This window comes from Martelella sp. K41-7 (assembly GCF_055808365.1).
The window spans coordinates 241,779-268,715 of record NZ_JBVVRV010000002.1 but is presented as its reverse complement, the minus strand read 5'-3'; the positions used below and the strand labels follow the sequence as shown (position 1 = coordinate 268,715).

The following is a 26,937-nucleotide window of genomic DNA, read 5'->3' as shown; positions in this document are numbered from 1 at the left end:
TCCTCATTCCGCCGGCTCGGGATGACCGACCACGGCCATCGGCTTGAATTCATGCTTGTCCTTGCCGGAGACGCGCTCCGACCACGGGTCGACCTGGGCGTATTTCTGACTTTCGACGAAGCGGGCAAAATAGGCCTTGCGCTTTTTGGCATTGTCCATGATCTGGGCGCGAACCTCGTCATAACCGATGCGCTTCGCCCATTTGTAGATCCGCTCCAGATAGCGCGCCTGCTCGCGATACATCTGGGTGAGCGCCACGATGTGCTCCAGCGCCTCGTCCTCGGTCTTCACCATGCCGAGCACTTCCGTGCCGCGAATTTCCAGCCCGGCGGCACCGGCGAAATGGATCTCGAAGCCGCTATCGACACAGATCACGCCAATATCCTTGCAGGTGGCCTCGGAGCAGTTGCGCGGGCAGCCGGAGACGGCGAGCTTGAGTTTGGCGGGCGTCCATGAGCCCCACATGAATTTCTCAAGCCGGATACCAAGGCCGGTCGAGATCCTGCGTGCCGAAGCGGCACCAGTCGCTGCCAACGCAGGTCTTCACCGTGCGCAAGCCCTTGGCATAAGCCTGGCCGGAGATGAAGCCGGCCTTGCCGAGATCGGCCCAGACCGCCGGCAGATCGTCCTTCTTGATGCCCAGCATATCGATGCGCTGCCCGCCGGTGCATTTGACCGTCGGGATGTCAAATTTATCGACAACATCGGCAATCGCGCGCAGTTCCTTTGACGACGTCACCCCGCCCCACATGCGCGGCACCACCGAATAGGTGCCATCCTTCTGGATATTGGCGTGGACGCGTTCGTTGATGAAGCGCGACTGATAGTCGTCGGCATATTCGCCGGGCCAGTTGCAGACGAGATAGTAATTCAGCGCCGGGCGGCATTTGGCGCAGCCGCAGGAGGTCTTCCACTCGAGTTCCTGCATCACGGCGGGAATGGTCTTCAGCCCCTTGGCGCGGATCAGGCGGCGGACATCGTCATGGCCGAGATCGGTGCAGCCGCAGACCGGCTGAACGGCTGCGGGGTTATAGGCATCCCCCAGCGACAGCGCCATCAGCTGTTCCACAAGCCCGGTGCAGGTGCCGCACGACGCCGAGGCTTTTGTGTGGGCGCGGACATCATCGAGCGAGGTCAGGCCCTTGTCCTTGATCGCATTAACGATCTTGCCCTTGCAGATGCCGTTGCAGCCGCAAATTTCCGCATCATCGGGAAGCGCTGCGACGGCGGCTGCCGGATCGGCGTCGCCACCGCCCTGATAGGCCCGTCCGTAGATCAGCGTCTCGCGCATTTCCGAGACATCGGTTGCGCGCTTCAGCATGTCGAAATACCAGGGGCCGTCGGCAGTGTCGCCATAAAGCACGGCACCGATCACGCGGTTATCCTGCAGGATGACGCGCTTGTAGACGCCGCGCGTGGCATCGCGCAGCACCACTTCCTCACGATCCGGCCCCTCGGCAAAGTCGCCGGCCGAAAACAGCTTGATGCCGGTGACCTTCAGCTTGGTGTTGACATGCGAGCCCTTGTATTCGGTCGAGCCACCGGCAAGCCGGTCGGCCAGAACGCCGGCACTTTCGTAAAGCGGCGCGACGAGACCGTAGCAGGTGCCGCGATGTTCGGCGCATTCGCCGAGCGCGAAGATGGCGGGATCGGACGTCGCCATGCCGTCATCGACGACGATGCCGCGATTTGTTTCGAGCCCCGCATCCTTGGCGAGCGCCGCCGCCGGGCGGATGCCGACGGCCATCACCACCATGTCGGCGGAGATGATGCGGCCGTCCTCCAGCTCGACGCCCTCGACCTTGCCGTCTCCAAGGATTTGCTTGGTGTTGGCCTTGGTAATGATCTCGATACCGCGTTCGTCCAACGCCTTTTCCAGCAGATAGGCGGCGGCCGGATCGAGCTGCCGCTCCATGATCGTGTCCATCAGATGCAACACGGTGACGCTCATGCCGCGCTGCTTCAGCCCATAGGCCGCTTCAAGGCCCAAAAGCCCGCCGCCGATGACCACCGCATGGCCCTGCCCCTCGGCAATCTTCAGCATCCGGTCCACGTCATCCAGATCGCGATAGGCGAGCACGCCCGGCAGATCGTGGCCGGGCACCGGGATGATGAAGGGCGAGGAGCCGGTGGCGATCACCAGCCGGTCGTAGGATGCGGTGATGCCGTTTTCGGCGGTCACGGTCTTCGCCTCGCGGTCGATCTTTGAAACCTTCGCGCCGCGATGCAGCGTCACGCCACGGGCTTCATACCAGTCATCGCCATGGATGATGATATCCTCATAGGTCTTTTCGCCCGAGAGCACCGGTGACAGCATGATGCGGTCGTAATTCACCCGTGGTTCGGCGTTGAAGATGGTGACCTCGTAGAGGCCGGGCGCGCGATCGAACAGTTCTTCGAGCATCCGCCCGGGCGCCATGCCGTTTCCGATAATGACGAGTTTCTGGGCCATTGTGTCTACTCCGCTGCGAGGCGTTTGGTGATATTTTGCCGGTCGATGCGCTGATCGCGCTTCTCCCGGATCGCGGCCAGTTGCGCTTCGGCGGGCGAAGCGCCGCCTTCATATACCTCCAGGAATTCCAGCAGTTCTTCGCGGTATGCGTAATAATCCGGATGATCGAGCAGGGCTTTTCGCGAGCGCGGACGCGGCAGGTCGACCTCCATGATGTTGCCGATGCGGGCATTTGGTCCGTTCGACATCATTACAACCCGGTCTGCGAGCAGGATCGCCTCGTCGACATCATGGGTCACGCAGATGGCGGTAACCTTGGTGCGCGACCAGACTTCCATCAGCACCTCCTGCAACTCCCAGCGGGTCAGACTGTCGAGCATGCCGAAGGGTTCATCGAGCAGCAGCAGCTTGGGCGACAGCGCGAAGGCGCGGGCAATGCCGACGCGCTGGCGCATGCCGTTCGACATATCGGCGGCCGACCGGTTCATGGCATCGCCAAGACCGACGCGCTCGAGATAGTATTCGACGACATCGCGACGTTCGGCGGGGCTCGCTTTGGGATAGACCCGGTCAACGCCGAGAGCGACATTCTCGCGGGCCGACAGCCATGGCATCAGCGAAGGGGCCTGAAATACCACGGCACGATCCGGCCCGGCACCGGAAATCTCGCGCCCGTCGAGGATCACGCCCCCGGCATTGATCGGGTTCAGGCCTGCCGCCATGGAAAGCACTGTCGATTTGCCGCAGCCGGAATGGCCGATGATGGAGACGAACTCGCCCTTCTTCATTTTCAGGTCGAAGCCGTCGACCACCGTCAGCGGACCCTTGGGCGTCGGATAGATCTTGATGACGTTGGAAAACTCGACATAGCCACTCTCGATGGGTGACTGAGCCTTTTCGCGATAAGCCGCGGGCAGTGGCTTCGACGTTGACTTGATCGAAATCGGGACCACGTTCGGAAGCGTTTCCACCCGGGCGGTTTCCGGTTTGGCGCTGAGGCCGACATCCATCAGATATTCTGTAATCGACGCACGCAGATGGATGAAATCGGCATCGGAATTCATTGCCGCACGCTCGCGCGGCCGCGCAATCTTCACGTCAAAAGACGGGCCGAAGGTCGCATTGGGGCCGGGCGTCAGCGGCACGATCCGGTCCGCCAGAAGAATGGCCTCGTCGACATCATTGGTCACAAGGATGATGGTCTTCTTCTCTTTCTGCGAGATATCGGCCAGTTCGTCCTGAAGCTTGGCGCGCGTCAACGCATCGAGCGCGGACAAGGGTTCGTCCAGCAGCAGAAGATCGGGCTGCATGGCCAGCGCACGGGCCACGGAAACGCGCTGGCGCATGCCGCCGGAAAGCTCTGCGGGTTTGCGGTCGCGGGCATGATCCAGCCCAACCATCACCACATAGCGCTCAACGAGTTCCGCGCGTTCTTTCGCCGTTTTTTGCTGATGCACGGCATCGACCGCGAGGCACACATTGGCCTGAACAGAAAGCCAGGGCATCAGCGCGTAGTTCTGAAACACGATGCCGCGCTTCGGCGACGGACCCTCAACCTTTTCGCCGCGAAATCTGATTTCGCCGTTATCCGGCTTTTCAAGGCCCGCGAGCATCGACATCAGCGTCGTCTTGCCCGCCCCGGAAAAGCCGAGGATCGCGATAAATTCACCTTCTTCGACATCGAGCGAGATGTCGGCAAGAACCTCATTGCGTTTCAGGCCTTCGCCGAAGCCCTTGTTGACGTCTTTGAGCTGAAGAATGGTCGACATCATGCCCTCCTTACCGGTTCGCCGAATAGGTGAAGGCGGTCTGCAGCGCGAACATCACCCGGTCGAGGAAGAAGCCGATCAGGCCGATGGTGATCACCGCGACGATGATGCGGGCGAGAGAGTTCGAGGAACCGTTCTGGAACTCGTCCCAGACGAATTTGCCAAGCCCGGGGTTCTGCGCCAGCATTTCCGCGGCAATCAGCACCATCCAGCCCACACCGAGCGAAAGCCGCATACCGGTGAAGATCAGCGGCAGCGAGGACGGCAGCACCAGCTTGCGGATCGTCGTCCAGGTGGAAAGCTGCAGCACCTTGCCGACATTGACGAGATCGCGATCGATCGAGGCAACGCCGAGCGCGGTGTTGATGATCGTCGGCCAGATGGAACAGAGCGTCACCGTGATCGCAGAGATCACCATCGACTTTGGCAAAAGGTCGTTCTGGCTTTCATAAAGCGCCGCGACCACCATGGTCACGATCGGCAGCCAGGCCAGCGGTGATACCGGCTTGAAAAGCTGGATCAGCGGATTGATCGCACCCTCGAAGGTTTTCGACAGGCCGCAGGCGATGCCGACGGGAACGGCGATGATGGTGCCGATGACAAAGCCGAGCGCGACCGTCAGCAGTGAGGTCCAGATCTGGTCGAAATAGGTTGGCTTTCCGGTATAGGGCCGCACCTTGACGCGGTCGGCATAGCCTTCGGCAATCAGCATCTGGTTGCGCTCGTCCTGGCGGGCGTAAAATTCATCGGCCTTTTGCCGTTCGGCAACATGATCGTCGACCAGCGCTTCGGCCTGTTGAAACACCGCCGCCGGGCCGGGGATCGCGCCAAGCGAGGTCTGCACTTTCGGTGCCAGGAATGCCCAGGCCGCCAGAAACGCCAGAATGCCGATCATGGGCACAAGCAGCATCTGTTTGAGATCCGCCCATTGCTCCGACGGTGTATCGCCGGCGGCCAGTTTCGAAAGCGGCACCACAAAACCAAGACCGAAGGGGGCAAGCACCTTGCCCGCGCGGTTGATCCGGGCGATGCGGCGCTCTCGGCGCGCCGCAATCTCGGGGTCCAGCATGTCTGTTGCAATCGTCATGATGTTCTACCCTTCTGAATTTGCCCTGAATTCAGCCGCGCTCAGCGACCGGCAATCTTGTTGCCGTCGATCACATCATCGCCCTTGAGACCGATCGGGAAGCTTTCGAGATAGGCGTTGGGATGGCGCCCGTCATAGGTCACGCCGTCGATGAACTCGTTGGTCGCGGGCTTGTAGCCGTCAGTATCGAACGGAAAATCCTCGGGCGAAGCGTGGCCCTCATCGATAAGCAGCCGGGCCGCTTCCAGATAGATATCAGGCAGGTAAACGGATTGAGCGACATCGCCGTACCAGCTGTCATCCCTGGGCTCGGCGATCTGGCCCCAACGGCGCATCTGGGTGAGATACCAGACGGCGTCGGAATAATAGGGATAGGTGGCAAAGTGACGGAAGAAGACGTTGAAGTCTTCCGCCGGGCGCTTGTCGCCCTTTTCATATTCAAAGGTGCCGGTCATCGAATTGGCGATCACCTCGGCATCGGCACCGACATATTCCGGCCGCGACAGGATCTCGACGGCCTCTTCACGGTTGGCATTGTCATTCTCGTCCAGCCACATCGCCGCGCGGATCAGCGCCTTTGTCAGTCCCAGCGTTGTTTGCGGGTATTTTTCGGTAAACGCGTCCGTCAGGCCGAAGACTTTTTCTGGGTTATTCTTCCAGATATCGTAATCGGTGACGACCGGAACGCCGATGCCTTTGAAAACGGCGGCCTGATTCCACGGCTCGCCGACGCAATAACCTTCAATCGTGCCAGCCTCCATGGTGGACGGCATCTGCGGCGGCGGCGTGACAGACAAAAGCGCTTCGGCCTGGATCTGGCCGGAAATATCGCCCGGCGAGTAGTAACCGGGGTTGATGCCGCCGGCCGCCAGCCAGTAGCGTAACTCGTAATTGTGAGTGGAGACGGGAAAGACCATGCCCATCTTGAACGGTTTGCCTTCGGCGCGGTAGGCATCAACCACCGGCTTCAGCGCATCCGCCTTGATCGGGTGCTCGGGTTTACCGTCTGCACCGACCGGAATATTTTCTTTCATCCGGTCCCAGACCGAGTTCGAGACCGTGATCGCATTGCCGTTCAGGTCCATCGAGAACGGAGTAACAATGTGCGCCTCGGTGCCATAACCGATCGTCGCCGCCAAAGGCTGGCCGGCCAGCATATGCGCGCCATCCAGCTCTCCGGTAATCACCCGGTCCAGAAGCACCTTCCAGTTGGCCTGCGCCTCCAGCGTCACATAAAGCCCTTCATCCTCGAAGAAGTGCATTTCCTTGGCAATCGCCAGCGGCGCCATATCGGTCAGCTTGATGAAGCCGATGGTCAGTTCATCCTTTTCCGGAAACAGCATCTCGGCATGCGCATTTGCGCCCGCAAAAACGGCGGAACAGAACATCGTGGCAGTGCAAAGGAAATGGCGCATAGCGTCCTCCAGGTGGATCGGTCATGTCGGAAAAACAAAAAAGCCGCCTAACGGTCTTCGGGCCAGTTCTGGCTCGAATGCGTTGGCGGCGTTGCCTGATGCCCTCCATTGGGCACCGAATTCTTGAAACCTATGGAACCACAGAATACCGCCTCATACAAGCGGCGCGCCCATATTTTTGCATAAAAAATATCATTACTAACAAAATGAGCAAAAAATAGGCATCTGCATGATCAACGCGCACCGGACAGCCGGTCAAACACCGTTTTTTGCTGCGCAATATAGGCGCCGACCTGATCGGGATCGAAAGTCCGGCCATCAAAGAAACCATCCGGACCGAGAACGAGGCCACCGGCACTGGCACCGACAGGGGTCGGCACCTTCAGAGCACCTTCCACCTTGAGGCTGGCGCCCGGCAGTGGTGTGTGCAGCGGCTGCAAGGCCTTGCGATAGATATCCGGCCGGTAGCTCATTTTCGCGATCTCGGCGTTCTCGGCGGAGTGATCGCAAAGCCCCCAGCGCACGATCTGGCTGTAGAACCACAGCGCGTGGCTTTGCCACGGAAAAGTCGCTGCCTTGTCCGAGGTCAGGAAGAAATCCTCGACCGTTCTTTCCGCCGTGTCGCTGATCGCCACCGTGCCGGAAAGCAGCGGCTTAAGCATGGCTGCATCAACGTTCAGATGATGGGGCGCCGACAGAATAGCGGCAAGTTCCGCGTGATTTTCCGGCTTCGCCGCCCAGATTGAAGCACGATAAAGACTGCGCAGGAGTGCCGCGACCAGTTCCTCATTCGCGCTGACAAAATCGGCAGGAAGCGCCAGAACCTTTTCCGGGCTGGAACGCCAGATCTTGGCCTTGACGGTGACGACGCGCGCCACACCCCGACGCGCAGCCATCGTGTTCCATGGTTCCCCCGCGCAATAGCCGTCGATCCGGCCGGCTTCGACCGCGTCCGGCATGAACGGTGGCGGCAGGACCACGATCTCGATATCCCGGTCGGGATCGATACCATTGGCGGCAAGCCAGTAGCGCAGTTCAAGATTATGGCCGGAAAACACATAGACGACGCCGAACCTCAGACGCGGCAACCCTTCAGCCTTGCGCTTCTCGATCACCCGCTTCAGGGCTGCACCGGCAGTTGCCGGGTCGAGATCGTTCAGATCGCCCGCATCCTCCATTTCGCGGCCAAGTGCGGACGAAACCGTGACCGCATTGCCACCGAGCCCCAGCGCTATCGGCGCGATCAGCTTCGATGATAAGGGAAACAGGCCGAGATTGGCCGCGATCGGCATCGGCGCGAGAATATGGGCCGCCTGAAGATTGCCGACCGCCAGCCGGTCGCGGATCGCGCTCCATGAGGTCTCGCGCGTGAGGCGAACATTCAATCCCTCCTCCACGAAAAAGCCCCTGGCCTCTGCAGCCAGAACGATGGCGCTGTCGAGAAGCGGTACAAATCCGATTGAAAGGTCCTGCATCTCTATTTCTCCAGCATCTCGAACGTCATGATAAGGCTTTGGGCCACATCGACAATCTTGCGGTTCTGGTCCATCGCCGTGCGCCTCAACAGCGCATAGGCCTTTTCCTCATCCATGCCGCGCGATTTCATCAGCAGCGCCTTGGCCCGATCGATGACCTTGCGGTTTTCCAGTTGGCTTTTGGCCGCTTCCAGCTCCTGCGCCATGCGTGAAAAAGCATTGAAACGGGAAATCGCCATATCGAGGATCGGCTTCACCCGCTCCTGCTTCAGCCCGTCCACGACATAGGCGGAAACGCCAGCATCAACAGCAGCGTGGATCATGTCGGCATCGGAGCGGTCGACGAACATGGCGATCGGTTTTTTCACCGAACGCGACAGCAAAAACAGGCTTTCCAGCATGTCACGATTGGGATTTTCGATATCGATCACGATCACGTCGGGCGCCTGCCGCTCGATAATCCGGGCAACACCGACGAGTTCCTCCACCACGGTAACATTATGGTGGCCGGCCTTGAGCAGGCCCTCCTTGATAATGGCCGCGCGGATCGCATTTTCATCGATGACAAGGATCGCCAGATCGCTGTTATTCATGAGTAAGGCAGGACCTTCCGCACCAAACATTCAATAGATGTCACGCATATAGCGTTTTTCCTTCACGAGCATGTTAACGTAGCCCGCCGCCGCTGCGCGCGATAGCCCGCCATGCGTCTCGGCAATGGCCCTGAGCGCGGCATCAACATCTTTCGCCATCCGCTTGGCATCGCCACAGACGTAGAAATAGGCTCCGTCCTGAAGCCATTCCCAGAGCTTGCACCCTTGTTCGGCCATCCGGTTTTGAACATAGATTTTCTCCGGCTGGTCCCGTGAAAAGGCCGTATCGAAACGGCTCAGCAGACCGTTCTTACGCCAGCGTTCCATCTCATCGCGATAGTAGAACCCGCTTTCACGGCTTTGCTCCCCGAAGAACAGCCAGTTCGGGCCCCTCGCCCCCTCGGCCTCGCGGTCCTGCAGGAACGCCCGGAACGGCGCAACGCCCGTACCTGGCCCGATCATGATAGCAGGTGCTGCGGGATCGGCGGGCGGGCGGAAATGCGCCTGTTTCTTCACCGCGATCGTGACCGGTGCGGACCCGGCCCGATCCGCGAGGAAGGAGGAGGCGACACCCTTGCGGCTGCGGCCATGGCGCGCATGGCGCAGCACCGAAACCGTCAGGTGGATTTCGTTCGGCTTCACCTTCGGGCTCGAGGCGATCGAATAAAGCCGCGGCTGAAGTTTCTTCAGATGCGCGCAGAACTCCTGTCCATCCGCTGGCTTCGGCGCCATGGCGAGGATATCAGCCACCTGCCGCCCAAAGAGCCAGTCATTGACCCTCTGCCTGTCCGCGCCGTCCACCAGCGTCTTCAACGTTTCGTCGCCACTACACGCCGCCCACCATTGCAGGAAATTCTGCGTCGGCTGGGCGATCTCGAAGTGATCGCGCAGGGCCTCGCCAATGCCGATATCGTGCCCGTTCAGGCCGGAAATGGGCGTATCTTCCCGCAATTGCAGATAGCCGAGGATTTCATCGACCAGTTCCGGACAGTTGCGCGGCATGATGGAGAGCGCATCGCCCGCCTCATAGGCAACCGGCTCCTCGACCCGGAATCCGAACTGGCGCACCTCCTTGGCGCTGCCTTCGCCGCTCAAAAGCCGGTTGACGCTGAGCGTGGCCGGCACGGCATTCCGGCGCTCCGACGGTCCCGCCTCCGGGGCCTTCTTCGCCGGTGCCTCGGACCTCGCCGTACCGGAGAACACGGAGATTGCCGCCGCCAGCGCGTCCCCCTCCTCGCCCGCATCAAGCATACGGCATACGGCGAGACGGTTTGCCCCGAGCTGCCCAAGCCTGGCGTCAAGCTTCCGGCCAAAACCGCAGAACTGGTCGTAGGAACTGTCGCCAAGCGCGATCACGGCATAGGAAAGCCTCTCGAACCGTTCCGCCTTTGAAAGCGCGGACCAGAAGTCCGCCGCGTGATCGGGCGGATCGCCATCGCCGAATGTGCTGACGACAAAAATCGCCGGGTTCCCGGCCGCAAGCGCGTGCGGCCCGACGTCGTCGAGCGCCCGCAGCGCGGGCCGATAGCCCGCCTCGCCAAGCGCCACGCACACATCAGAGGCCACCATTTCCGCTGTGCCGGTTTGTGACGCGTAGAAGACGGTAACCTGCTGGCCGGTCTGGCACTCCTCCGGCTGCCGCCATGCGGCAAGCTGAGGGTTCAACCGCGCCGTCGCCGGTGTTTCCACGACCGTCTTCCCCTCGACGCGCCGCAACCTGACCGCTGTCACCTTGAACTCCGGCTGGAGCGAAACCGGATCGACGGCGTCGCCGGTCACGGCATTGACCGCCAGTTGATCGCCGAACACATCGTTCCAGTGGAACGGCGCGAACAGGGCGCCCGGCGATACCCGGTCGGTGATGAGCGCCGGCAATACCGCCTCGCCATGACGCGAGGTCAGCGAAATCCGGTCGTTCTTATCGATTTTAAACGCCGCCGCATCGTCGGGATGGATCTCCGCGAAGGGCGATGGATTGAGCTTGTTCAGCCGGGAAACCCGGCCGGTCTTGGTCATCGTATGCCACTGATGCTGAAGTCTGCCGGTATTGAGGATGAAGGGATAGTCTTCGTCCGGCACCTCCGCCGGCCCGTTATGCGCACGCGGCCAGAACCGCGCCCGACCGCTTTCGGTCGCGAATTTCAATCGCCCGTCAGGCTCCCGATAACGCGCAGGGTTGCGCGCTGTTGTTCTGGCTTCGGATGCCGGCCACTGGATGCTGCCTTGGCGCAGACATTCATGCGTGACGCCGGAGATATCATAACCGGTCGCGGGATTGGAAAAATGCCGGATTTCATCGAATACCTCTGCCGCGCTCTTATAGGTGAAGGCGTGTTCATAGCCCATGGCGCAAGCCACTTTCGCGATGATCTGCCAGTCCGGCAGCGCCTCGCCCGGCGCCGTCGCCGCCGCCGCTGTCAGTGCCATATTGCGCTCGGAATTGACCATGACGCCATCGGCCTCGAACGATACCGCCGCCGGCAGGAGGATATCGGCATAGGGCGTGGTTTCGGTTTCGGCATAGGCATCCTGAACCACCACGAATTCAGCGCGTTCAAGCGCTGCCGTCACGGTCTTGCGGTTGGCGACACTGGCCACCGGATTGGTGCAGATGACCCAGGCGGCCCTGATCTCACCCGCCTTCATCGCCTCGAACATGGTGATGGTGCCGGTCCCTTCTTCGGCGCGGATCGTGCCCGGCGCAAGGCCCCAGCGCTCTTCGCAGAAGAGCCTGTCGCCCTCAACCAACGCCGAGCGCTGCCCCGGCAGGCCGGGTCCCATATAGCCCATCTCGCGCCCGCCCATGGCATTCGGCTGCCCAGTCAGCGAGAACGGCCCGCTGCCGGGACGACAGATCTGTCCCGTAGCAAGATGCAGATTGCAGATCGCATTGGTGTTGAACGTGCCCTGGACCGACTGATTGAGTCCCATGGTCCAGAACGTCATGAACTCACTGGCTGCGAGCACCATATCGGCTGTCGCCCTGATGTCCTCAACCTTGAGGCCGGTGATCGCCGCGACCCGTTCCGGCGGATAATCCGCGAGAAAGGCCGGCATCCCAGCCCAGCCCTCGGTATGGGCCTCGGCAAAGGCCTCATCAACACCGCCCGCTTCGGCAATCAGATGCAGGATACCGTTGAGGAGGGCGAGATCGGTTCCGGATTTTGGTGCGAGATGTAGGTGAGCCTTTTCGGCGGTCGCCGTGCGGCGCGGATCGACGACGATCAGCTTCGCGCCCTGTTTCACCCGGTCCATCATCCGCAGGAACAGGATCGGATGGCAATCGGCCATGTTCGAGCCGATCACCAGAAACAGATCGGCCGTCTCGATGTCATTATAGGATCCCGGCGGCGCATCCGCGCCCAGCGACAGCTTGTAGCCGGAACCGGCGCTTGCCATGCAGAGCCTGGAATTGGATTCGATATGGCGGGTGCGCAAAAAACCCTTGGCAAGCTTGTTGGCAAGATATTGCGCCTCCATCGACATCTGTCCGGAGACATAAAGCGCAATGGCGTCGGGGCCGAGTTCGTCGGCGATGGCGCGCAGCCGTTTGGCCGTCTCGGCGATTGCCGCATCGGCGGAGGTCGTCGCGGGCGCAATGTCCGCCCCCTGCGGACCAGCGCGGTTTCGAGACGGCCCGGCGCAGAGATCGCCTCATGGGCGGTCTTGCCTTTGGTGCAGAGCCGCCCGCGATTGGCGGGATGATCCTTGTCTCCCGACAGCCTGACGATCCGACCGTCCTCGACATCAAGCACCACGCCGCAGCCGACGCCGCAATAGGGACATACGCTTTTGACACGCTCTACGCTCATCGCAGCCTCCGGCCGTTCTGGTGGTTGCTGACAAGGCGCAAGCGGACATGGCAAGCAGAATTGATGACCCGCCGGGGTGGCATCGGCTTTCCTCGCTGTCTAGAATGAAAACAAAAAAAGCCGCGGCATCATGCGAAGCGCTTCCACTTGGGAAACGGTTCTCAGATCCGCAGCTTTGCGATGGAATGCCCGCCATTGGACATCGTTTCGTAAACGATAGTCCGACACGCGACGACTTTCAAGCCGCTGCCTGCCGATTTGCCGATGAAGCGGAAAAGCACAAGGGAGGGAAACAGCATCATGCCGGTAAAGATCAAACGGGTCTATGACCAACCCGACAACTCCGACGGCCTGCGCGTTCTCGTCGACCGTCTCTGGCCGCGCGGCCTTTCGAAGGACAAGGCCTGCATCGACCTTTGGGCAAAGGAAGTCGCCCCTTCAAGCGACCTGCGCAAATGGTTCGCGCACCGGAAAGATCGGTGGGAGGCTTTTCAACGACGCTATCGCGTGGAGCTTGCGGAAAACGCCGCGCTTGATGAACTCTGCGCAAAGAGCGAGAAAGACACTGTGACATTGCTCTATGGTGCCCGCGACCCATGCATCAATCATGCGCGCGTCCTTGCGGCCGTGATCGCGGAAAGGAGCAGCTGTCAAACCGAGGTGGAACGGTCGGACGAATGCGCGGTGGAGGTGTCATCGCCACCGTGCTTTCTGCACGAACTGGACCCGGCCTGGCTTGGAACGGAAAGCCGCGACGACAGCGGCGCACCGGCGGATCGTGAAAAATCCGACTGGCAGCCCTCGCACAAGAACCCCGAGCGTGGTAGCCCGGAATAGCGTTCAGAGCGACCGTCCGCCAGACGAGACGATGCTGAATTCGTCGTCTTCGACCCTGCCATCCTCGCGCACGGTCAACCGCCAACGGCGATTGCCGATGCGGAAAGACAAACGCCACCGCCCCGCATCCTCACCATCACCCCGTTCCACCGACGACCGGACCAGCCCTCTCGCCGTCTTCGCATGCAAATCATCGAGGTTGAGGCCAAAGCGGCGGGCGAGCCTCTCCGCGCCAATCTCGAACTCGCCGTCCTCGTTGCGTTCGATGAAAAGCGCGGTCTGATCGGCGGTCATGCCCCCTCCCCGTTTCCCGGCTGGCCGGACGGCGCTGCAAGATCGGCGTGCCCGATCGGGCACAGACCGGTCGTATCCTCGCCGCGATGAAAGCCGATGGCCAGACGAAAGGAATGAGCAATCCGCAGGGCCCTGTCGACAAACAGCGCCGCTACCTCTTTCGGGCAGGTGGCCTCCACCGTCTCGGCAAAGAGCTGCAGCCAGCGCTGAAAATGCCGTTTTTCGAGTTCGGGGATGGCCAGATGCGGCGGCAACGGACGCCCCTGATACCGCGTGGTGCGCAGCAGCGTTGAGGACCAGAAATCGCACATCCGGGCGAGATGCCGGGGCCAGCCATCGGCGGCGATCCGACTGTTGAACACCGGCCCCAGCAACGCATCCTCGCGAATCCGATCGTAAAAGCCATGCACCACGGCCTGGATCATCGTCTCGTCCAGAACATCGGGAAGCGGTCTGCCGTCAATGATCACCGTGCGTGCGGGTGCGGAACGACCTTTCATTGTCTTGGAACCTCTTTGTGTTGAAATTGGAAATTCGGGTTTCAGCCCGGGGGGCGATGTGCCTTGAGTTTGGCAGGGTCAGTTTCGATCCGGTCAGCGCCAATCAAATCGAGACAATAGGGGATCGCCGGAAACACAGCATTCAGACAAAGTTCGATTGACGCCGGACGGCCCGGCAGGTTGACGATCAGGCTCTTCCCGCGCACCCCGGCGGTCTGGCGCGAGAGAATCGCGGTCGGCGCCTGCTCGAGGCTGACGCGCCGCATGAGTTCACCAAAGCCCGGCAATTCCTTCTCCAGCACAGACTGCATTGCCTCCGGCGTCTGGTCGCGCGGCGCCGGTCCCGTACCACCGGTCGTCAGGATGAGATCGGCGCGGGCATTGTCGCAAAGTTCCATCAGCGCGCCAGTCACCGAGGCTGTCCCGTCCGGGATGATTTTCCGGCGCAGGTCATAAGGGGACGTCACCGTCTCCTTCAACCAGGTCTCGATCATGGCGCCGCTTTGGTCTTCATATTCGCCCCGGCTGGCGCGGTCGGAAACGGTCAAAGCGACAATCAGCATCTCATCCTCCAAGCTCCGACATCGTCCGTGCGATGCCATCAACGTGGTCGTTTGTAATCGAAAAGGCGTGCCCCTCGGGCTTCATCGCCACCGCGCGCGAGATCAACGCGTCGACGGGCCGATCATCATCGCTTACCCGCAGGGCATCGCGCAAGCCAACCCGCCCTTCATTTCCCATGCAGGTAAAAAGATCGCCGGTGGCACTGACGCGCAGGCGATTGCAGGTGGCACAAAAATCGCAGGACAACGGCGTAATGAATCCCAACAGGCCACCGGTTTCGGCGACCCGAACATAGCGCGCCGGCCCGCCGCTGCTGACGGCAAGCGGCTCAAGGGTCCAATTTTTCGAAAGCGTCTCGCGAAACTTCAACAGGGAAAGAAAGCTCTCCCGGCGATCATGCTGACCGTCGCCGAGCGGCATTTCCTCGATCAGCGTCAGGTCCATGCCGCGGGCATGGGTAAAACGGATCATCTCATCCACCTCCTGCTCGAATGCGCCGCGCATGGCAACCGCATTGATCTTGACCCTGAGGCCTGCCGCCTGCGCCGCCTCGATCCCGGCGAAGACCCGTTCGATCCGTCCCCAACGGGTGATCGCGCGATAACGCTCCGGATCAAGCGTGTCGAGCGAGACATTCACCCGGCGCACGCCATGGGCAAAAAGCGCTTCCGCGTAACGGTCCAGCAGCGTGCCGTTGGTGGTCAGCGTCAACTCGTCGAGCGCGCCGGTTTCAAGATGGGCGCCAAGCATGGCGAACAGCGTCATGATGTTCTTGCGCACCAGCGGCTCGCCGCCGGTGATCCTGATCTTGCGCACGCCGCGCGCGATGAAGATGCGCGAAAGCCGCTCAAGCTCCTCAAGGTCGAGGATCTCGCGGCGCGGCAGAAACGTCATGTTCTCGGACATGCAATAGGTGCAGCGCAGGTCGCAACGATCCGTCACCGAAAGCCGGAGATAGGTTGCCGTACGGCCGAATCCGTCGACAAGCGGGCAAGGCCCAACCTCCCTTATCGCGCGTTCATGCCGCATCGTCAGTCCTTCCTGCGCGAGCGACGGCTGAAAGGCTCCAGTCGAGAACCGCGTCAACCTCCGCCGGCAAGGGCTGCGACAGGTCACCGGCAAAGGCGTGCCAGTCATCGAGATAGGCCTCCTTCACCGAAGTTAGCATCGGCACGCCTGCCAGAAACGCTGCCTCGAAAACCGAGCGCAACCCGCCGCCCTGCGCTTCTCCCTTGCCGAAACGGTTGAGAATGAGAAGATCCGGCTGCGTCCCGATCCGAGTCTGGGCAAAAACGGCGGCTTGCGAAAGCGCATTGAAATCCAGCCGGCAACCGCGCGCATGCGCGCCGAGCGCCTGCATGATCTGCCAGCGCCGTCCGGTCGCAATATCTTCCAGGTCAACGGCGCCGCAGCACTGTCCGTCATCCTTTTCGGCATGCTGGACGAAGCCTTCCACCCGCTGGCCCCTTGCGCGCAGCCGACGCGCAACCGCTTCCAGAATCCGGTCGGCGGCGTCATCCTGCGTAAACGGGATGAAGGCGAGCGATCTGTTTTCAGATATCGCAGTTTCCACGATCGCCATCACAACCCCCTCTACCCTACTGCACCAGCGGTCCGTCGGCGCCGCCAATCTCAATGCCCTCTATGGAGGCTTCCGCCGCCAGAACGGCGATGAACTGCTGAACAGCCTTTGACCAGGAGGCAGCCTCCAGCCAGGCGGCGATGCGCGGCCTGACCGCCTCGAACGGCAATTGTTCCCCGTCGATCCGCCGGTCCATGCGGATGATGTGGTAGCCGTAGCGGGTTTCAACGGGCGAACCCGTCACCTCGCCTTCCGGTAGCCGCATCAGCACCGCCTCGAATTCCGGAACGGTGCTGCCCGGCGAAAGCTGTCCGAGATTGCCGGCATGTTCCGCCGACGGGCAGGCCGACCGAGCCCTCGCCAGTTCGCCGAAGCGAACCGCGCCGGTTTCCAGATCCGTGATCATCTGCTCAGCCTCCGCGCGCGCCTGCCGCCGGGCGGCCTCGTCGGCCGGATTGGCGGCAAGCAGGATGTGGCTCGCCTCGAAGATCGGTTCGGAGCGGAAACGGTCCCGGTTGTTCTCATAAAACCGGCGGCATTCGACTTCGTCGGCCGAAGGCGCGTCGACCACCATCTCGATCAGCGCCCGGATCTTCGCATCCTCGGCGGTTTCGTTTCTGCCGTCGGCGGTTGTCTCCGGCGTGCCGGTCACCTGTTCTTCTGCGGCCTTCTGCAGCAGCAGTTCGCGGATGACAAGCGCCTCAGCCGCCGCCTTCAGCGCTGCTCCGGGATTGTCAGCCGGGTGGTTCTGGGCCTCGGCGAGGATGGCGCTTTCGGCAATTGCCACCCCGTTGACGGAAATCTCGGAAAACACCGGTCGCGCTTTCGGCGGGATTTTTGTGTCGACGGCTTGATAGCCGCTGCCAGGTTCGGGTCCGGCGCCGGACGTTTGCGGTTGTTGCTGTGTGAAAAGGTTAGCCATTGTGCGTCACTCCGCCGGTTTGCCGTTGATGCGCGAGCCATCGCCCTTCTGCCGGGCAACCTGATAGCCGGGCCGCCAGATATAGCGCACCGGAACGCTCAGCATGTGCACCAGTCGCGTGAAGGGGAAGACGAGCAGGATGGTGAGGCCGAGGAAAATATGCGCCTTGAAGATCCAGGCGGCATCGGCGACGTAGGACGAGGCGGCGAAATTGAAGGTGAAGATGCCCTGCGCCCAGCTCATGAATTTCACCATCTCATGACCGTCGAGATGATGGAGCGACACCGGGATCGTGCCGAGACCGAGCAGGAGCTGCAGCCAAAGCAGAATGATGATCATCGTATCGCTGAAGGTCGAGGCTGCGCGCACCCGTGCATCGAACAGGCGGCGGTGAACCAGCAGGGTCGCGCCGACGATACCGAAAACCCCGGCAATGCCGCCGGCGACGACGGCCAGCAACTGCTTGGCGCCATGACTGACGCCAAGAGTGTCGAAGACCCAGATCGGCGTCAACAGGCCGACGACGTGACCGGCGAAAATGAACAGAACGCCGACGTGAAAGAGCACGGAGCCCCAGATGAGTTGTTTGCGCCGCAGCAACTGGCTGGAGCCCGACCGCCACGAATAGGGCTCGCGGTCATAGCGAATGACGGAACCGAGGATCAGCACCGTGAGTGCGATATAGGGATAGATGCCGAAAACGAGAGTGTTGAGATAGGCTGACATGGCTGCCTCCTAATTCGAAAGGGGACCGGCGACATCGCCGGGTTCGCGCTCTGCCGCGCGCATGCGTGTTCTGAGCCTGTCCGGCCCACAATCGCCTTCACCGGCATTGCCGCCGAAGGTGACGGCTTCTTCTTCCCATATGCGGTCGAGTGCCTTCAGGTCGTCGGGATTATCCTCCGGCGCGGCCATCAACTCCTTCAGAAGCTTCTGATCGGCTTCAGCCGATGACAGCAAGGAGAGCGCGGCGAAGGCCGAGGCGTAGACAGAATCCCGTTTCTTCAGGCGCTCCCCGATGGCCTCGGTGATGTGCGCCGTCTGGCCAAGCAGTTCATCCACCTCGGCCTTGGGGCGCGTTGACAGAAATTCCAGAAACAGCGGCAGATAGTCCGGCAGCTCCTTCGCATCGACCTCAAAGCCGCCCGCCTCATAAAGCGCCATCAGGTCGACCATGGCCTGGCCGCGATCGCGGCTTTCGCCGTGGACATGTTCGAACAGGTGCAGCGACAGCGAACGGGTGCGGTCGAAGAGATAGACATAGCGCTCCTGAACCTCATAGAGGTCACGGCCTGTCAGGTCGCCTATCAGCCGCCCCAGAACCACGGCGGCAGCTTCGGGCACGGCAGAGGATGCCAGCGCCGCCTTCAGCTCCGGCAAATCCTCCAGCAATTCCCGCTCAGGATAGGACAGAAGCAGGGAGGTTATTTTCAGGGCGGTGTTCATCAGACCTGCTCCTTGAAGATATCGGTGGGCGTTTGCACTACTTTGCGGCGTCCGGCACCGAACAGTTCGGTTTCAGATGAGCCGCCCGAACAGCCATTGCCGAACGAGAAGCCACAGGAGCCGCGCACGTCATAGGCATCCTCGGAAATCTCGCGGTGCGTTGTCGGGATCACGAAGCGGTCCTCGTAATTGGCAATCGCCATTATGTGATACATGTCTTCGATCATCTGACCTGTCAGGCCAACGCGTTCGGCAATCGCATCGTCATCCACGCCGTCGACGGTTTTGGCGCGCATATAGGCGCGCATGGCGAGCATGCGTTCCAGCGCGGTCACCACCGGTTCTTCCTTGCCCGCCGTCAAAAGGTTGGCGAGGTAGCGTACCGGAATGCGCAGCGATTTGACGTCCGGCATATCGCCATCGAGACCGAGCTTGCCGGCTTCGGCGGCCGACTGCACCGGCGAGAGCGGCGGCACATACCAGACCATAGGCAGGGTGCGGTATTCCGGATGCAGCGGAAATGCGACCTTCCAGTCGATCGCCATCTTGTAGACCGGGGATTTTCTCGCCGCTTTCAGCCAATCCTCGGGAATGCCGTCCTTGCGGGCCTGCTCGATGACAGCCGGATCGTTCGGATCGAGAAAAACCTTGAGCTGCTCCTCGTAAAGATCCTGCTCGTTTGCCGTCGAGGCGGCTTCCGAAATCCGGTCGGCGTCGTAGAGAATGACGCCGAGATAGCGGATACGCCCGACGCAGGTTTCCGAGCAGACCGTCGGCTGACCGGCCTCGATGCGCGGGTAGCAGAAGATGCACTTTTCCGATTTTCCGGAATTCCAGTTGTAATAGATCTTCTTGTAGGGGCAGCCGGAGACGCACATGCGCCAGCCCCGGCACTTCTCCTGGTCGATCAGGACGATGCCGTCATCCTCGCGCTTGTAGATCGCGCCGGACGGACAGGCGGCGACACAAGTGGGGTTCAGACAGTGCTCGCACAGGCGCGGCAGATACATCATGAAGGTGTTTTCGAACTGGCCGTAGATTTCCTTTTCGACCCCTTCGAAATTCACGTCCTTCGAGCGCTTCTCGAATTCGCCGCCCAGGATTTCCTCCCAGTTCGGCCCCCATTCGATCTTCTCCATGCGCTCGCCGGTCAGCTTCGAGCGCGGCCGTGCCGTGGGCATGGTCTTGCTTTCACCGGCTGACTGGAGATGGCCATAGTCAAAGTCGAACGGCTCGTAATAGTCGTCGATTTCCGGCAGATCCGGATTGGCGAATATCTTGGCGAGGATACGCCATTTGGCGCCCATCTTCGGCTCGATCTTGCCGTTTTTCTTGCGGACCCAGCCGCCATTCCACTTTTTCTGGTTTTCCCACTCCTTGGGAAAGCCGATCCCCGGTTTGGTCTCGACATTGTTGAACCAGGCGTATTCCACGCCCTCACGGTTCGTCCAGACGTTCTTGCAGGTGACGGAGCAGGTGTGGCACCCGATGCATTTATCGAGGTTGAGCACCATGCCGATTTGCGCGCGGACCTTCATTCTGCGGCCTCCTTTCCAGCAAGGCTTGGGGTCTCGTCCATCCAGTCGACACTTTCGAGCTTGCGGACGACGACGAATTCATCGCGGTTGGACCCGACGGTTCCGTAATAGTTGAAGCCGTAGGATTGATGGGCGTAGCCGCCGATCATGTGGGTCGGTTTGGGAATCACGCGGGTGACGGAGTTATGAATGCCGCCGCGCTGGCCGGTCAGCGGCGAACCGGGCGTGTTCACGATCTTTTCCTGCGCGTGGTACATGAAGATCGTGCCGTCCTTCATGCGTTGGGAAACGACCGCGCGGGCGACGAGCGCGCCATTGGCGTTGTAGACCTCGACCCAGTCATTATCGACGATACCGGCGCGGGCGGCATCGGGCTCCGATATCCACACCACAGGTCCGCCGCGATTGAGCGTCAGCATCAAAAGGTTATCGGTATAGGTGGAGTGAATGCCCCATTTCTGGTGTGGCGTGATGAAGTTCAGCACCAGATGCGGCTGGCCGTCGAGGCGCGCCTCTATTGCCGGCGTCACCGTGCCGGTGTCGATCGGTGGGCGGTAGACGCAGAACCCCTCACCGAAGGCCCGCATCCACAGATGGTCCTGATAAAGCTGCTGACGCCCGGAGAGTGTGCGCCACGGGATCAGTTCGTGGACATTGGTGTAGCAGGCGTTGTAGCAGACCTTTTCCGATTCCAACCCCGACCATGTTGGCGAGGAAATGATCTTTCGCGGCTGGGCGACGATATCCCGGAAACGGATTTTCTCATCCTCTTTCGGCAAAGCCAGATGGCTATGATCGCGCCCGGTGATCACCGAAAGCGCGTCCCAGGCCTTGACCGCGACCTCGCCGTTGGTTTCGGGCGCGAGCATAAGAATAACCTCGGATGCGTCGATATCGGTGTCGATCTTCGGGCGACCTTTGGAGGCCCCCTCTTCCGTTACCGTGCCATTCAACCTGCCAAGCAGTTCCACCTCATGGTCGGTGTTCCATGAAATGCCCTTGCCGCCATTGCCGAGCTTTTCCAGCAGTGGACCAACAGAGGTGAACTTGCGGTAGAGATTGGGGTAGTCCCGCTCGACAACCGCAACGTTTGGCATGGTCTTGCCGGGCACCGGATCGATCTCGCCGTTTTTCCAGTCCTTGACGTCGAAAGGCTGGGCCAGTTCGCCGGGGGTGTCGTGCAGGGTCGGCACCAGCACGATATCCTTTTCAACGCCAAGCACTTCCGGCGCGACTTCGGAAAACCTCTTGGCGATCCCCTTGAAAATCTCCCAGTCCGAGCGTGACTGCCAGGCCGGATCGGCAGCACTGGTCAGCGGATGGATGAAGGGGTGCATATCCGAGGTATTGAGGTCGTTCTTCTCGTACCATGTCGCCGTCGGCAGCACGATGTCGGAATAGACGCAGGTCGTGGACATGCGGAAATCGAGCGTGACCAGCAGATCAAGCTTTCCTTCCGGCGCCTCGTTATGCCAGACGACGTCCTTGACCTCCAGACGGCCCTCTTCACCGAGGTCCTTGCCCATCAGGCCATGCGACGTGCCGAGCAGGTGCTTGAGGAAATATTCGTGCCCCTTGCCCGAAGACCCCAGCAGGTTCGACCGCCACACGAACATGTTGCGTGGCCAGTTCTCCTCCGCATCCGGATCGTCGCAGGACATGGAAAGCGTGCCGGATTTCAGCGCATCGGCGATATAATCCACAGGCGTTTTGCCGGATGCTTCAGCCGCGCGCGCCACTTTGAGTGGATTGGTACGCAATTGCGGGGCAGACGGCAGCCAGCCCATCCGCTCGGCGCGGATATTGTAGTCGATCAGCGTCGCGTCCCACGGGCCTTCCGGCGCGGTCGGCGACAAAAGCTCATCAACCTTGACCGTTTCGTAGCGCCACTGGTCGGTATGGGCGTAAAAGAACGAGGTCGAATTCATCTGGCGCGGCGGACGCTGCCAGTCGAGCCCGAAGGCAAGCGGCAGCCAGCCGGTTTGTGGCCGCAGCTTCTCCTGACCGACATAATGGCTCCAGCCACCGCCCGACTGGCCGATACAACCGCACATCACCAGCATGTTGATGATGCCGCGATAGTTCATGTCCATGTGGTACCAGTGGTTCAGTCCGGCCCCGAGAATGACCATGGAGCGGCCATTGGTCTTTTCCGCATTACCCGCAAAGGCGCGAGCGGTCGCGATGATCTGCTCGCGCGGAACGCCGGTGATCTTTTCCGCCCATGCCGGCGTATAAGGCGTTCCATCGTCAAACGAGCTTGCGACGTTGTCGCCGCCGAAGCCACGGTCGAGGCCGTAATTGGCGACGAAAAGATCGAAGACCGTGGTGACCACTGCCTCGCCATCCGCAAGCGCGACACGGCGGACCGGCACCTTGCGCATCAGGACGCTGTCGTGATCGGTGCCTTCGAAATAGTCGTGCTGGCGGCTGCCGAAATAGGGAAAGGCAACGTCTTCGACGCCGTCATGGTGTTCCGCAAGGCTCATGGTCAGATCGACGTCAGCGCCCGAGCCGTCTTTCTGCTCAAGGTTCCACTTGCCCTTTTCACCCCAACGATAGCCCGCCGAACCGCGCGGGGCGACAGCAGCGCCGGTCTTTGCGTCGAAACCGACCGTCTTCCATTCGCCATTGTTGGTTTCGCCCAGACCACCTTCAAACTCCGAAGCGCGGATGAAGCGCTCAGGCACGTAGCGGCCATCCTTTTTCACCAGCCGCACCAGCATCGGCATGTCGGTATAGCGGCGACAGTAATCGTCGAAATAGCCGACCTTCCGGTCGAGGTGATATTCGCGCAGGATCACATGGCCGAGCGCCATGGCAAGCGCGGCATCGGTTCCTTGCTTGGGGTGCAGCCAGAGGTCGGAGAATTTCGCGGCTTCCGAATAGTCCGGCGACACGACGACCGACTTCGTGCCCTTGTAGCGTACCTCCGTATAAAAATGCGCATCCGGCGTGCGGGTCTGCGGCACGTTGGAGCCCCAGAGCATCAGGAAGCCGGCATTGTACCAGTCGGCCGATTCCGGCACGTCGGTCTGCTCGCCCCAGGTCATCGGCGAGGCCGGCGGCAGATCGCAATACCAGTCGTAAAACGACATGCAGGTGCCGCCGAGCAGCGACAGGTAGCGGGACCCGGCCGCGTAAGAGACCATCGACATCGCCGGGATCGGCGAAAATCCGATGACGCGGTCGGGCCCCCACCTCTTCGCAGTGTAGGCGTTGGCCGCCGCGATGAGCTCGTTGACCTCGTCCCAGGTGGCGCGCACGAAACCGCCAAGGCCGCGCACCTTTATATAGTCGGCCCGCTTTTCAGGGCTGTCCTGAATGGCTCTCCAGGCTGCAACCGGGCTTTTGTCCGCACGCTCCTTGCGCCAGAGCTTCAGGAGCCGCGCCCGGATCAGCGGGTATTTCACCCGATTGGCCGAATACATGTACCAGCTGTAGCTGGCTCCGCGCGAACAGCCGCGCGGTTCGTGATTGGGCATGTCGGGGCGGGTGCGCGGGTAATCGGTCTGCTGGGTTTCCCAGGTGACGATCCCGCCCTTGACGTAGATCTTCCATGAGCAGGAGCCCGTGCAGTTCACGCCATGGGTGGAGCGCACGATCTTGTCGTGCTGCCAGCGCTTGCGATAGGCATCCTCCCAGTCGCGGTTTTCATTCGTGGTCACGCCGTGACCATCGGAGAAGGTGTCAACATTCTTGCGCGCCAGAAAGTTGAGGCGGTCGAGGAGAAGAGACATGATCCGTTCCTTTGTTTCGGGCGATTAGCAGGGCACCGGGGCGTTGCGGCGGGTGTAGAACAAGAAGGTCAGCACGGCGCAGAGCACGTAGAAGATGCCGAAGCCCCACAGCGCCATATCCGGTCCGCCGGTCATCGAGATCGAGGTGCCGTAGGATTTGGGGATGAAGAATGCGCCATAGGCGGCGATCGCCGAGGTAAACGCGATGATGGCGGCGCTCTCGCGGTCGGTCTGCTTCTGCAGGGTGCCGGCATCCAGTTCCGGCATCAGGCGCGGCACTTCGCGGCGCATGATTGCCGGGATCATCTGGAAGGTTGATGCGTTGCCGACGCCGGTGAGGAAGAACAGCGCCATGAAGCAGGCGAAGAAGGCCCAGAAATTGCCACCCACCCCGCCATGCGGCAGGAATTGCAGCACGCCGACCACGGCTACAAACATGCCGACGAACGTCCAGAAGGTGACACGCCCGCCGCCGAAGCGGTCGGAAATCCACCCGGTGCCCGCCCGGCTCAGCGCACCGACCAGCGGGCCGAGGAAGGCATAGGAAAGCGCATTGACCTCGGGGAACTGGGTTTTCATCAACAGCGGGAAACCCGCCGAATAGCCGATGAACGAGCCGAATGTGCCGGTATAGAGGATGCACATGATCCAGTTGTGGAACCGCGAGAAGATCACCGCCTGATCGGCAAAGGAAGCCTTGGCCGAGGCTATGTCGTTCATGCCGACATAGGCGGCGATGGTGGCGACGATGATGAACGGCACCCAGACGAAGCCGGCATTCTGCAGCCACAGCTTTCCGCCATCGGTCAGCGCCTGCGGTTCGCCGCCAAGTGCGCCGAAAACGCCCATGGTGATGACGACTGGCACCAGGAACTGCATGACCGAGACCCCGAGATTGCCAAGCCCGGCATTCAAGGCCAGTGCATTGCCCTTTTCGGCCTTGGGGAAAAAGAAGCTGATATTGGCCATCGACGAGGCGAAATTGCCGCCGCCAAGACCGCACAGAAGCGCCAGAACGAGAAAGATCAGATAGGGTGTTTCCGGGTTCTGCACGGCATAGCCGATGCCCATGGCCGGCAGCAGCAGCGAGGCGGTGGAAAGCGTGGTCCAGAGCCTGCCGCCAAAGATCGGCACCATGAAGGAATAGAAGATCCTGAGTGTGGCGCCGGAAAGACCCGGAAGTGCCGCCAGCCAGAAGAGCTGGGCGTCGGTGAAATCAAATCCGATCGCGGGAAGCCGTGCAACGACGACCGACCAGACCATCCAGACCGAAAAGGCCAGAAGCAGCGCCGGGATGGAAATCCAGAGATTGCGTTTGGCGATCTTCCGCCCGGTCTGTTCCCAGAAGATTTTGTCCTCTGGATTCCATTCGGTGAGCGTCGCCGCCGACGTCTTCGGCGTCATGCCCTCGAATTCCGGCAGTTCCGGCAGCGCTACGTCGTCCACCCGGTTGCGGCGCTCCATCTGACGGATGGAAAGATGCATCCATGTGAGGGCGACGAGCACCAGCAGGAACAGGAAGGCGAAGCAGGTGGTATAGACGCCTGTCAGATCCAGCAGCGTGCCGAACACGATCGGCAGGACGAAGCCACCGAGCCCACCGATCATGCCGACAAGGCCCCCGACCGAACCGACATTGTCGGGATAATAGACCGGAATATGCTTGTAGACCGCCGCCTTGCCGAGGCTCATGAAGAAACCGAGACAGAAGATCATCAGCACAAAGGCGCCAAAGCTCATGGCGGTCGTGAAGATGATGTCGCCGCCCTTGGCATGGATCGTGTAGCTCGTCGGCGGGTAGGACAACATGAACAGCAGAAGCAGCGCAAAACCGAAAGTCCAGTACATCACCGAGCGCGCGCCGAACCGGTCGGCCAGATGCCCGCCATAGGCGCGGAACAGGCTGGCCGACAGCGAGAACGCCGCCGCGGCCATGCCTGCGGTGCGGATATCGACGCCGTAAACATCAACGAGGTAATGCGGCAGCCACAGCGCCAGCGCGACGAAGGCGCCGAAGACGAAGAAATAATAGAGCGAGAAGCGCCAGACCTGCAGGTTCTTCAGCGGCGCGAGCTGGGCCGCGACCGAACCGGCCTTCGCGCCGGAACGGCGCCTGGCTTCAAACACCGGATCATGTTTCGAGAACACGAAGAAAATGACGGCGATGGCGGCAAGCGCAAAGGCCCAGACATTGGCGACCGCCTGCCAGCCGAAGGCAACCATGACGAAGGGCGCGCAGAATTTGGTGATCGCCGCGCCGACATTGCCCGCCCCGAAAATACCGAGTGCGGTGCCCTGCTTTTCCGGCGGATACCAGTGCGAGACATAGGTGACGCCAACGGCAAAGGAACCGCCGGCAAGACCGACGCCAAGGGCCGCCAAAAGAAAGAGCGGATAGGTCGAAGCGCTGGTCAGGAGCCACGTTGCCGCAGCAGCCAGCAGCATCTGTAGCGGGAACACCAGCCGCCCGCCATATTGCTCGGTCCAGATTCCGAGCATCAGTCGGGTCAGCGAGCCGGTCAGCACCGGCGTTGCCACCAGAATACCGAACTGGGTTTCGGAAAGGCCGAGTTCACCTTTGATCTCGACCCCGATGATGGCGAAGATCGTCCAGACCGCGAAGCAGACCGTAAAGGCCACCGTGCTGAGACCGAGCGCGCGGCGCTGATCGCTTCGCGGAATACCGTCAACTGCAGACATAAAATGCCCCCCAAGGCTCGAGCGGAAGCCCGCTCATTGGAAATTGTGCCTGAGAGCTAGAAGGTTTTGCAGCCCCGCGAAGTTGACCTAAGTCAAGCTTGACGGGTGACGCGAGACAAACAAGAATTGGGCGTGAAATTGCCTTCTCGCGCTGAAATCATCGTCAAATCGAGCGGTTGCGGATGCCGGTTGATGCTGCTAAATTTATCAA

General features: G+C 61.1%; 18 protein-coding genes and 2 pseudogenes. 2 read left to right on the top strand and 18 right to left on the bottom strand.

The annotated features are described in order from the left end of the window. Positions 1–3 precede the first annotated feature (3 nt). From nirB to AC0L7L_RS21670, 7 genes and pseudogenes are all read right to left on the bottom strand, one after another. A pseudogene (gene nirB, locus AC0L7L_RS21700) lies at positions 4–2,452 on the bottom strand (nitrite reductase large subunit NirB). 5 nt (positions 2,453–2,457) lie between these two features. Beyond that, entirely contained in the window at positions 2,458–4,224 is a 1,767-nt protein-coding gene (locus tag AC0L7L_RS21695; RefSeq protein WP_473514221.1) for an ABC transporter ATP-binding protein, read from the bottom strand. A gap of 7 nt (positions 4,225–4,231) precedes the next feature. Next, complete coding sequence (locus AC0L7L_RS21690) at positions 4,232–5,308, bottom strand: ABC transporter permease (protein WP_473514220.1); 1,077 nt, start codon at positions 5,306–5,308, stop codon at positions 4,232–4,234. 41 nt (positions 5,309–5,349) lie between these two features. Further along, complete coding sequence (locus tag AC0L7L_RS21685) at positions 5,350–6,696, bottom strand: CmpA/NrtA family ABC transporter substrate-binding protein (RefSeq protein ID WP_272214712.1); 1,347 nt, start codon at positions 6,694–6,696, stop codon at positions 5,350–5,352. A 260-nt stretch (positions 6,697–6,956) separates the two neighbouring features. Further along, the gene (locus AC0L7L_RS21680) at positions 6,957–8,198 is read right to left on the bottom strand and encodes a CmpA/NrtA family ABC transporter substrate-binding protein (protein WP_473514219.1); all 1,242 of its coding nucleotides are present in this window, start codon (positions 8,196–8,198) and stop codon (positions 6,957–6,959) included. Between the two features lie 2 nt (positions 8,199–8,200). Then, a complete protein-coding gene (locus AC0L7L_RS21675; RefSeq protein ID WP_272214665.1) occupies positions 8,201–8,791 on the bottom strand; it encodes an ANTAR domain-containing response regulator in 591 nt (196 codons plus the stop codon). Between the two features lie 30 nt (positions 8,792–8,821). Then, positions 8,822–12,549, bottom strand: a pseudogene (locus AC0L7L_RS21670) (molybdopterin-dependent oxidoreductase). Between AC0L7L_RS21670 and AC0L7L_RS21665 the strand changes: the two are divergent. Both AC0L7L_RS21665 and AC0L7L_RS21660 read left to right on the top strand, forming a co-directional pair. Further along, positions 12,448–12,711 (top strand): hypothetical protein, encoded by a 264-nt coding sequence (locus AC0L7L_RS21665; RefSeq protein WP_272214668.1) that lies wholly within the window; start codon positions 12,448–12,450, stop codon positions 12,709–12,711. The pseudogene AC0L7L_RS21670 and the gene AC0L7L_RS21665 overlap by 102 nt on opposite strands. 192 nt (positions 12,712–12,903) lie before the next feature. Beyond that, on the top strand, positions 12,904–13,440 hold the full coding sequence (locus AC0L7L_RS21660; protein ID WP_473514218.1) for a DUF488 domain-containing protein: 537 nt from the start codon (positions 12,904–12,906) through the stop codon (positions 13,438–13,440). A gap of 3 nt (positions 13,441–13,443) precedes the next feature. On the opposite strand, the gene AC0L7L_RS21655 is transcribed toward AC0L7L_RS21660, so the two are convergent. Genes AC0L7L_RS21655 through AC0L7L_RS21605 form a run of 11 tightly spaced genes read right to left on the bottom strand, consistent with a single transcriptional unit; the run spans position 13,444 to position 26,726 of the window. Continuing rightward, positions 13,444–13,734, bottom strand: a complete 291-nt coding sequence (locus AC0L7L_RS21655) for a DUF6522 family protein (protein ID WP_272214670.1) — start codon at positions 13,732–13,734, stop codon at positions 13,444–13,446. Then, the gene (locus AC0L7L_RS21650; protein ID WP_473514217.1) at positions 13,731–14,234 is read right to left on the bottom strand and encodes a group III truncated hemoglobin; all 504 of its coding nucleotides are present in this window, start codon (positions 14,232–14,234) and stop codon (positions 13,731–13,733) included. The genes AC0L7L_RS21655 and AC0L7L_RS21650 overlap by 4 nt, the downstream gene beginning before the upstream one ends. Positions 14,235–14,275: 41 nt before the next feature. Beyond that, positions 14,276–14,797 carry a molybdopterin adenylyltransferase gene (gene mog, locus AC0L7L_RS21645; RefSeq protein WP_473514216.1) on the bottom strand — a complete coding sequence of 174 codons (522 nt, stop codon included), beginning with the start codon at positions 14,795–14,797 and terminating at the stop codon, positions 14,276–14,278. Position 14,798: 1 nt separating this feature from the next. After that, a complete protein-coding gene (moaA, locus tag AC0L7L_RS21640) occupies positions 14,799–15,827 on the bottom strand; it encodes a GTP 3',8-cyclase MoaA (protein WP_473514215.1) in 1,029 nt (342 codons plus the stop codon). Next, on the bottom strand, positions 15,817–16,380 hold the full coding sequence (locus tag AC0L7L_RS21635) for a DUF2478 domain-containing protein (protein WP_272214674.1): 564 nt from the start codon (positions 16,378–16,380) through the stop codon (positions 15,817–15,819). The genes moaA and AC0L7L_RS21635 overlap by 11 nt, the downstream gene beginning before the upstream one ends. A 16-nt stretch (positions 16,381–16,396) precedes the next feature. Then, a complete protein-coding gene (locus tag AC0L7L_RS21630) occupies positions 16,397–17,302 on the bottom strand; it encodes a peptidylprolyl isomerase (RefSeq protein ID WP_473514214.1) in 906 nt (301 codons plus the stop codon). A gap of 6 nt (positions 17,303–17,308) precedes the next feature. After that, on the bottom strand, positions 17,309–18,028 hold the full coding sequence (gene narI, locus AC0L7L_RS21625) for a respiratory nitrate reductase subunit gamma (RefSeq protein ID WP_272214676.1): 720 nt from the start codon (positions 18,026–18,028) through the stop codon (positions 17,309–17,311). Positions 18,029–18,037: 9 nt separating this feature from the next. Further along, positions 18,038–18,748: a nitrate reductase molybdenum cofactor assembly chaperone gene (narJ, locus tag AC0L7L_RS21620; RefSeq protein ID WP_272214677.1), complete on the bottom strand. Its 711-nt coding sequence runs from the start codon at positions 18,746–18,748 to the stop codon at positions 18,038–18,040. Beyond that, positions 18,748–20,286 (bottom strand): nitrate reductase subunit beta, encoded by a 1,539-nt coding sequence (gene narH, locus AC0L7L_RS21615; protein WP_473514213.1) that lies wholly within the window; start codon positions 20,284–20,286, stop codon positions 18,748–18,750. The genes narJ and narH overlap by 1 nt, the downstream gene beginning before the upstream one ends. After that, positions 20,283–24,026 carry a nitrate reductase subunit alpha gene (locus tag AC0L7L_RS21610; protein ID WP_272214678.1) on the bottom strand — a complete coding sequence of 1,248 codons (3,744 nt, stop codon included), beginning with the start codon at positions 24,024–24,026 and terminating at the stop codon, positions 20,283–20,285. The genes narH and AC0L7L_RS21610 overlap by 4 nt, the downstream gene beginning before the upstream one ends. Before the next feature lie 24 nt (positions 24,027–24,050). Further along, positions 24,051–26,726: a nitrate/nitrite transporter gene (locus tag AC0L7L_RS21605; RefSeq protein WP_272214679.1), complete on the bottom strand. Its 2,676-nt coding sequence runs from the start codon at positions 26,724–26,726 to the stop codon at positions 24,051–24,053. Positions 26,727–26,937 lie beyond the last annotated feature (211 nt).

Coding starts and splice junctions, on each gene's coding strand:
- mog (WP_473514216.1), bottom strand. CDS start 14,797: ATGCTGATTGTCGCTTTGACCGTTTCCGACCGCGCCAGCCGGGGCGAA.
- narJ (WP_272214677.1), bottom strand. CDS start 18,748: ATGAACACCGCCCTGAAAATAACCTCCCTGCTTCTGTCCTATCCTGAG.
- narH (WP_473514213.1), bottom strand. CDS start 20,286: ATGAAGGTCCGCGCGCAAATCGGCATGGTGCTCAACCTCGATAAATGC.
- AC0L7L_RS21695 (WP_473514221.1), bottom strand. CDS start 4,224: ATGATGTCGACCATTCTTCAGCTCAAAGACGTCAACAAGGGCTTCGGC.
- AC0L7L_RS21690 (WP_473514220.1), bottom strand. CDS start 5,308: ATGACGATTGCAACAGACATGCTGGACCCCGAGATTGCGGCGCGCCGA.
- AC0L7L_RS21675 (WP_272214665.1), bottom strand. CDS start 8,791: ATGAATAACAGCGATCTGGCGATCCTTGTCATCGATGAAAATGCGATC.
- AC0L7L_RS21610 (WP_272214678.1), bottom strand. CDS start 24,026: ATGTCTCTTCTCCTCGACCGCCTCAACTTTCTGGCGCGCAAGAATGTT.
- AC0L7L_RS21680 (WP_473514219.1), bottom strand. CDS start 8,198: ATGCAGGACCTTTCAATCGGATTTGTACCGCTTCTCGACAGCGCCATC.
- AC0L7L_RS21660 (WP_473514218.1), top strand. CDS start 12,904: ATGCCGGTAAAGATCAAACGGGTCTATGACCAACCCGACAACTCCGAC.
- narI (WP_272214676.1), bottom strand. CDS start 18,028: ATGTCAGCCTATCTCAACACTCTCGTTTTCGGCATCTATCCCTATATC.
- moaA (WP_473514215.1), bottom strand. CDS start 15,827: ATGCGGCATGAACGCGCGATAAGGGAGGTTGGGCCTTGCCCGCTTGTC.
- AC0L7L_RS21630 (WP_473514214.1), bottom strand. CDS start 17,302: ATGGCTAACCTTTTCACACAGCAACAACCGCAAACGTCCGGCGCCGGA.
- AC0L7L_RS21685 (WP_272214712.1), bottom strand. CDS start 6,696: ATGTTCTGTTCCGCCGTTTTTGCGGGCGCAAATGCGCATGCCGAGATG.
- AC0L7L_RS21635 (WP_272214674.1), bottom strand. CDS start 16,380: ATGGCGATCGTGGAAACTGCGATATCTGAAAACAGATCGCTCGCCTTC.
- AC0L7L_RS21655 (WP_272214670.1), bottom strand. CDS start 13,734: ATGACCGCCGATCAGACCGCGCTTTTCATCGAACGCAACGAGGACGGC.
- AC0L7L_RS21650 (WP_473514217.1), bottom strand. CDS start 14,234: ATGAAAGGTCGTTCCGCACCCGCACGCACGGTGATCATTGACGGCAGA.
- AC0L7L_RS21665 (WP_272214668.1), top strand. CDS start 12,448: ATGGGCGGTCTTGCCTTTGGTGCAGAGCCGCCCGCGATTGGCGGGATG.
- AC0L7L_RS21605 (WP_272214679.1), bottom strand. CDS start 26,726: ATGTCTGCAGTTGACGGTATTCCGCGAAGCGATCAGCGCCGCGCGCTC.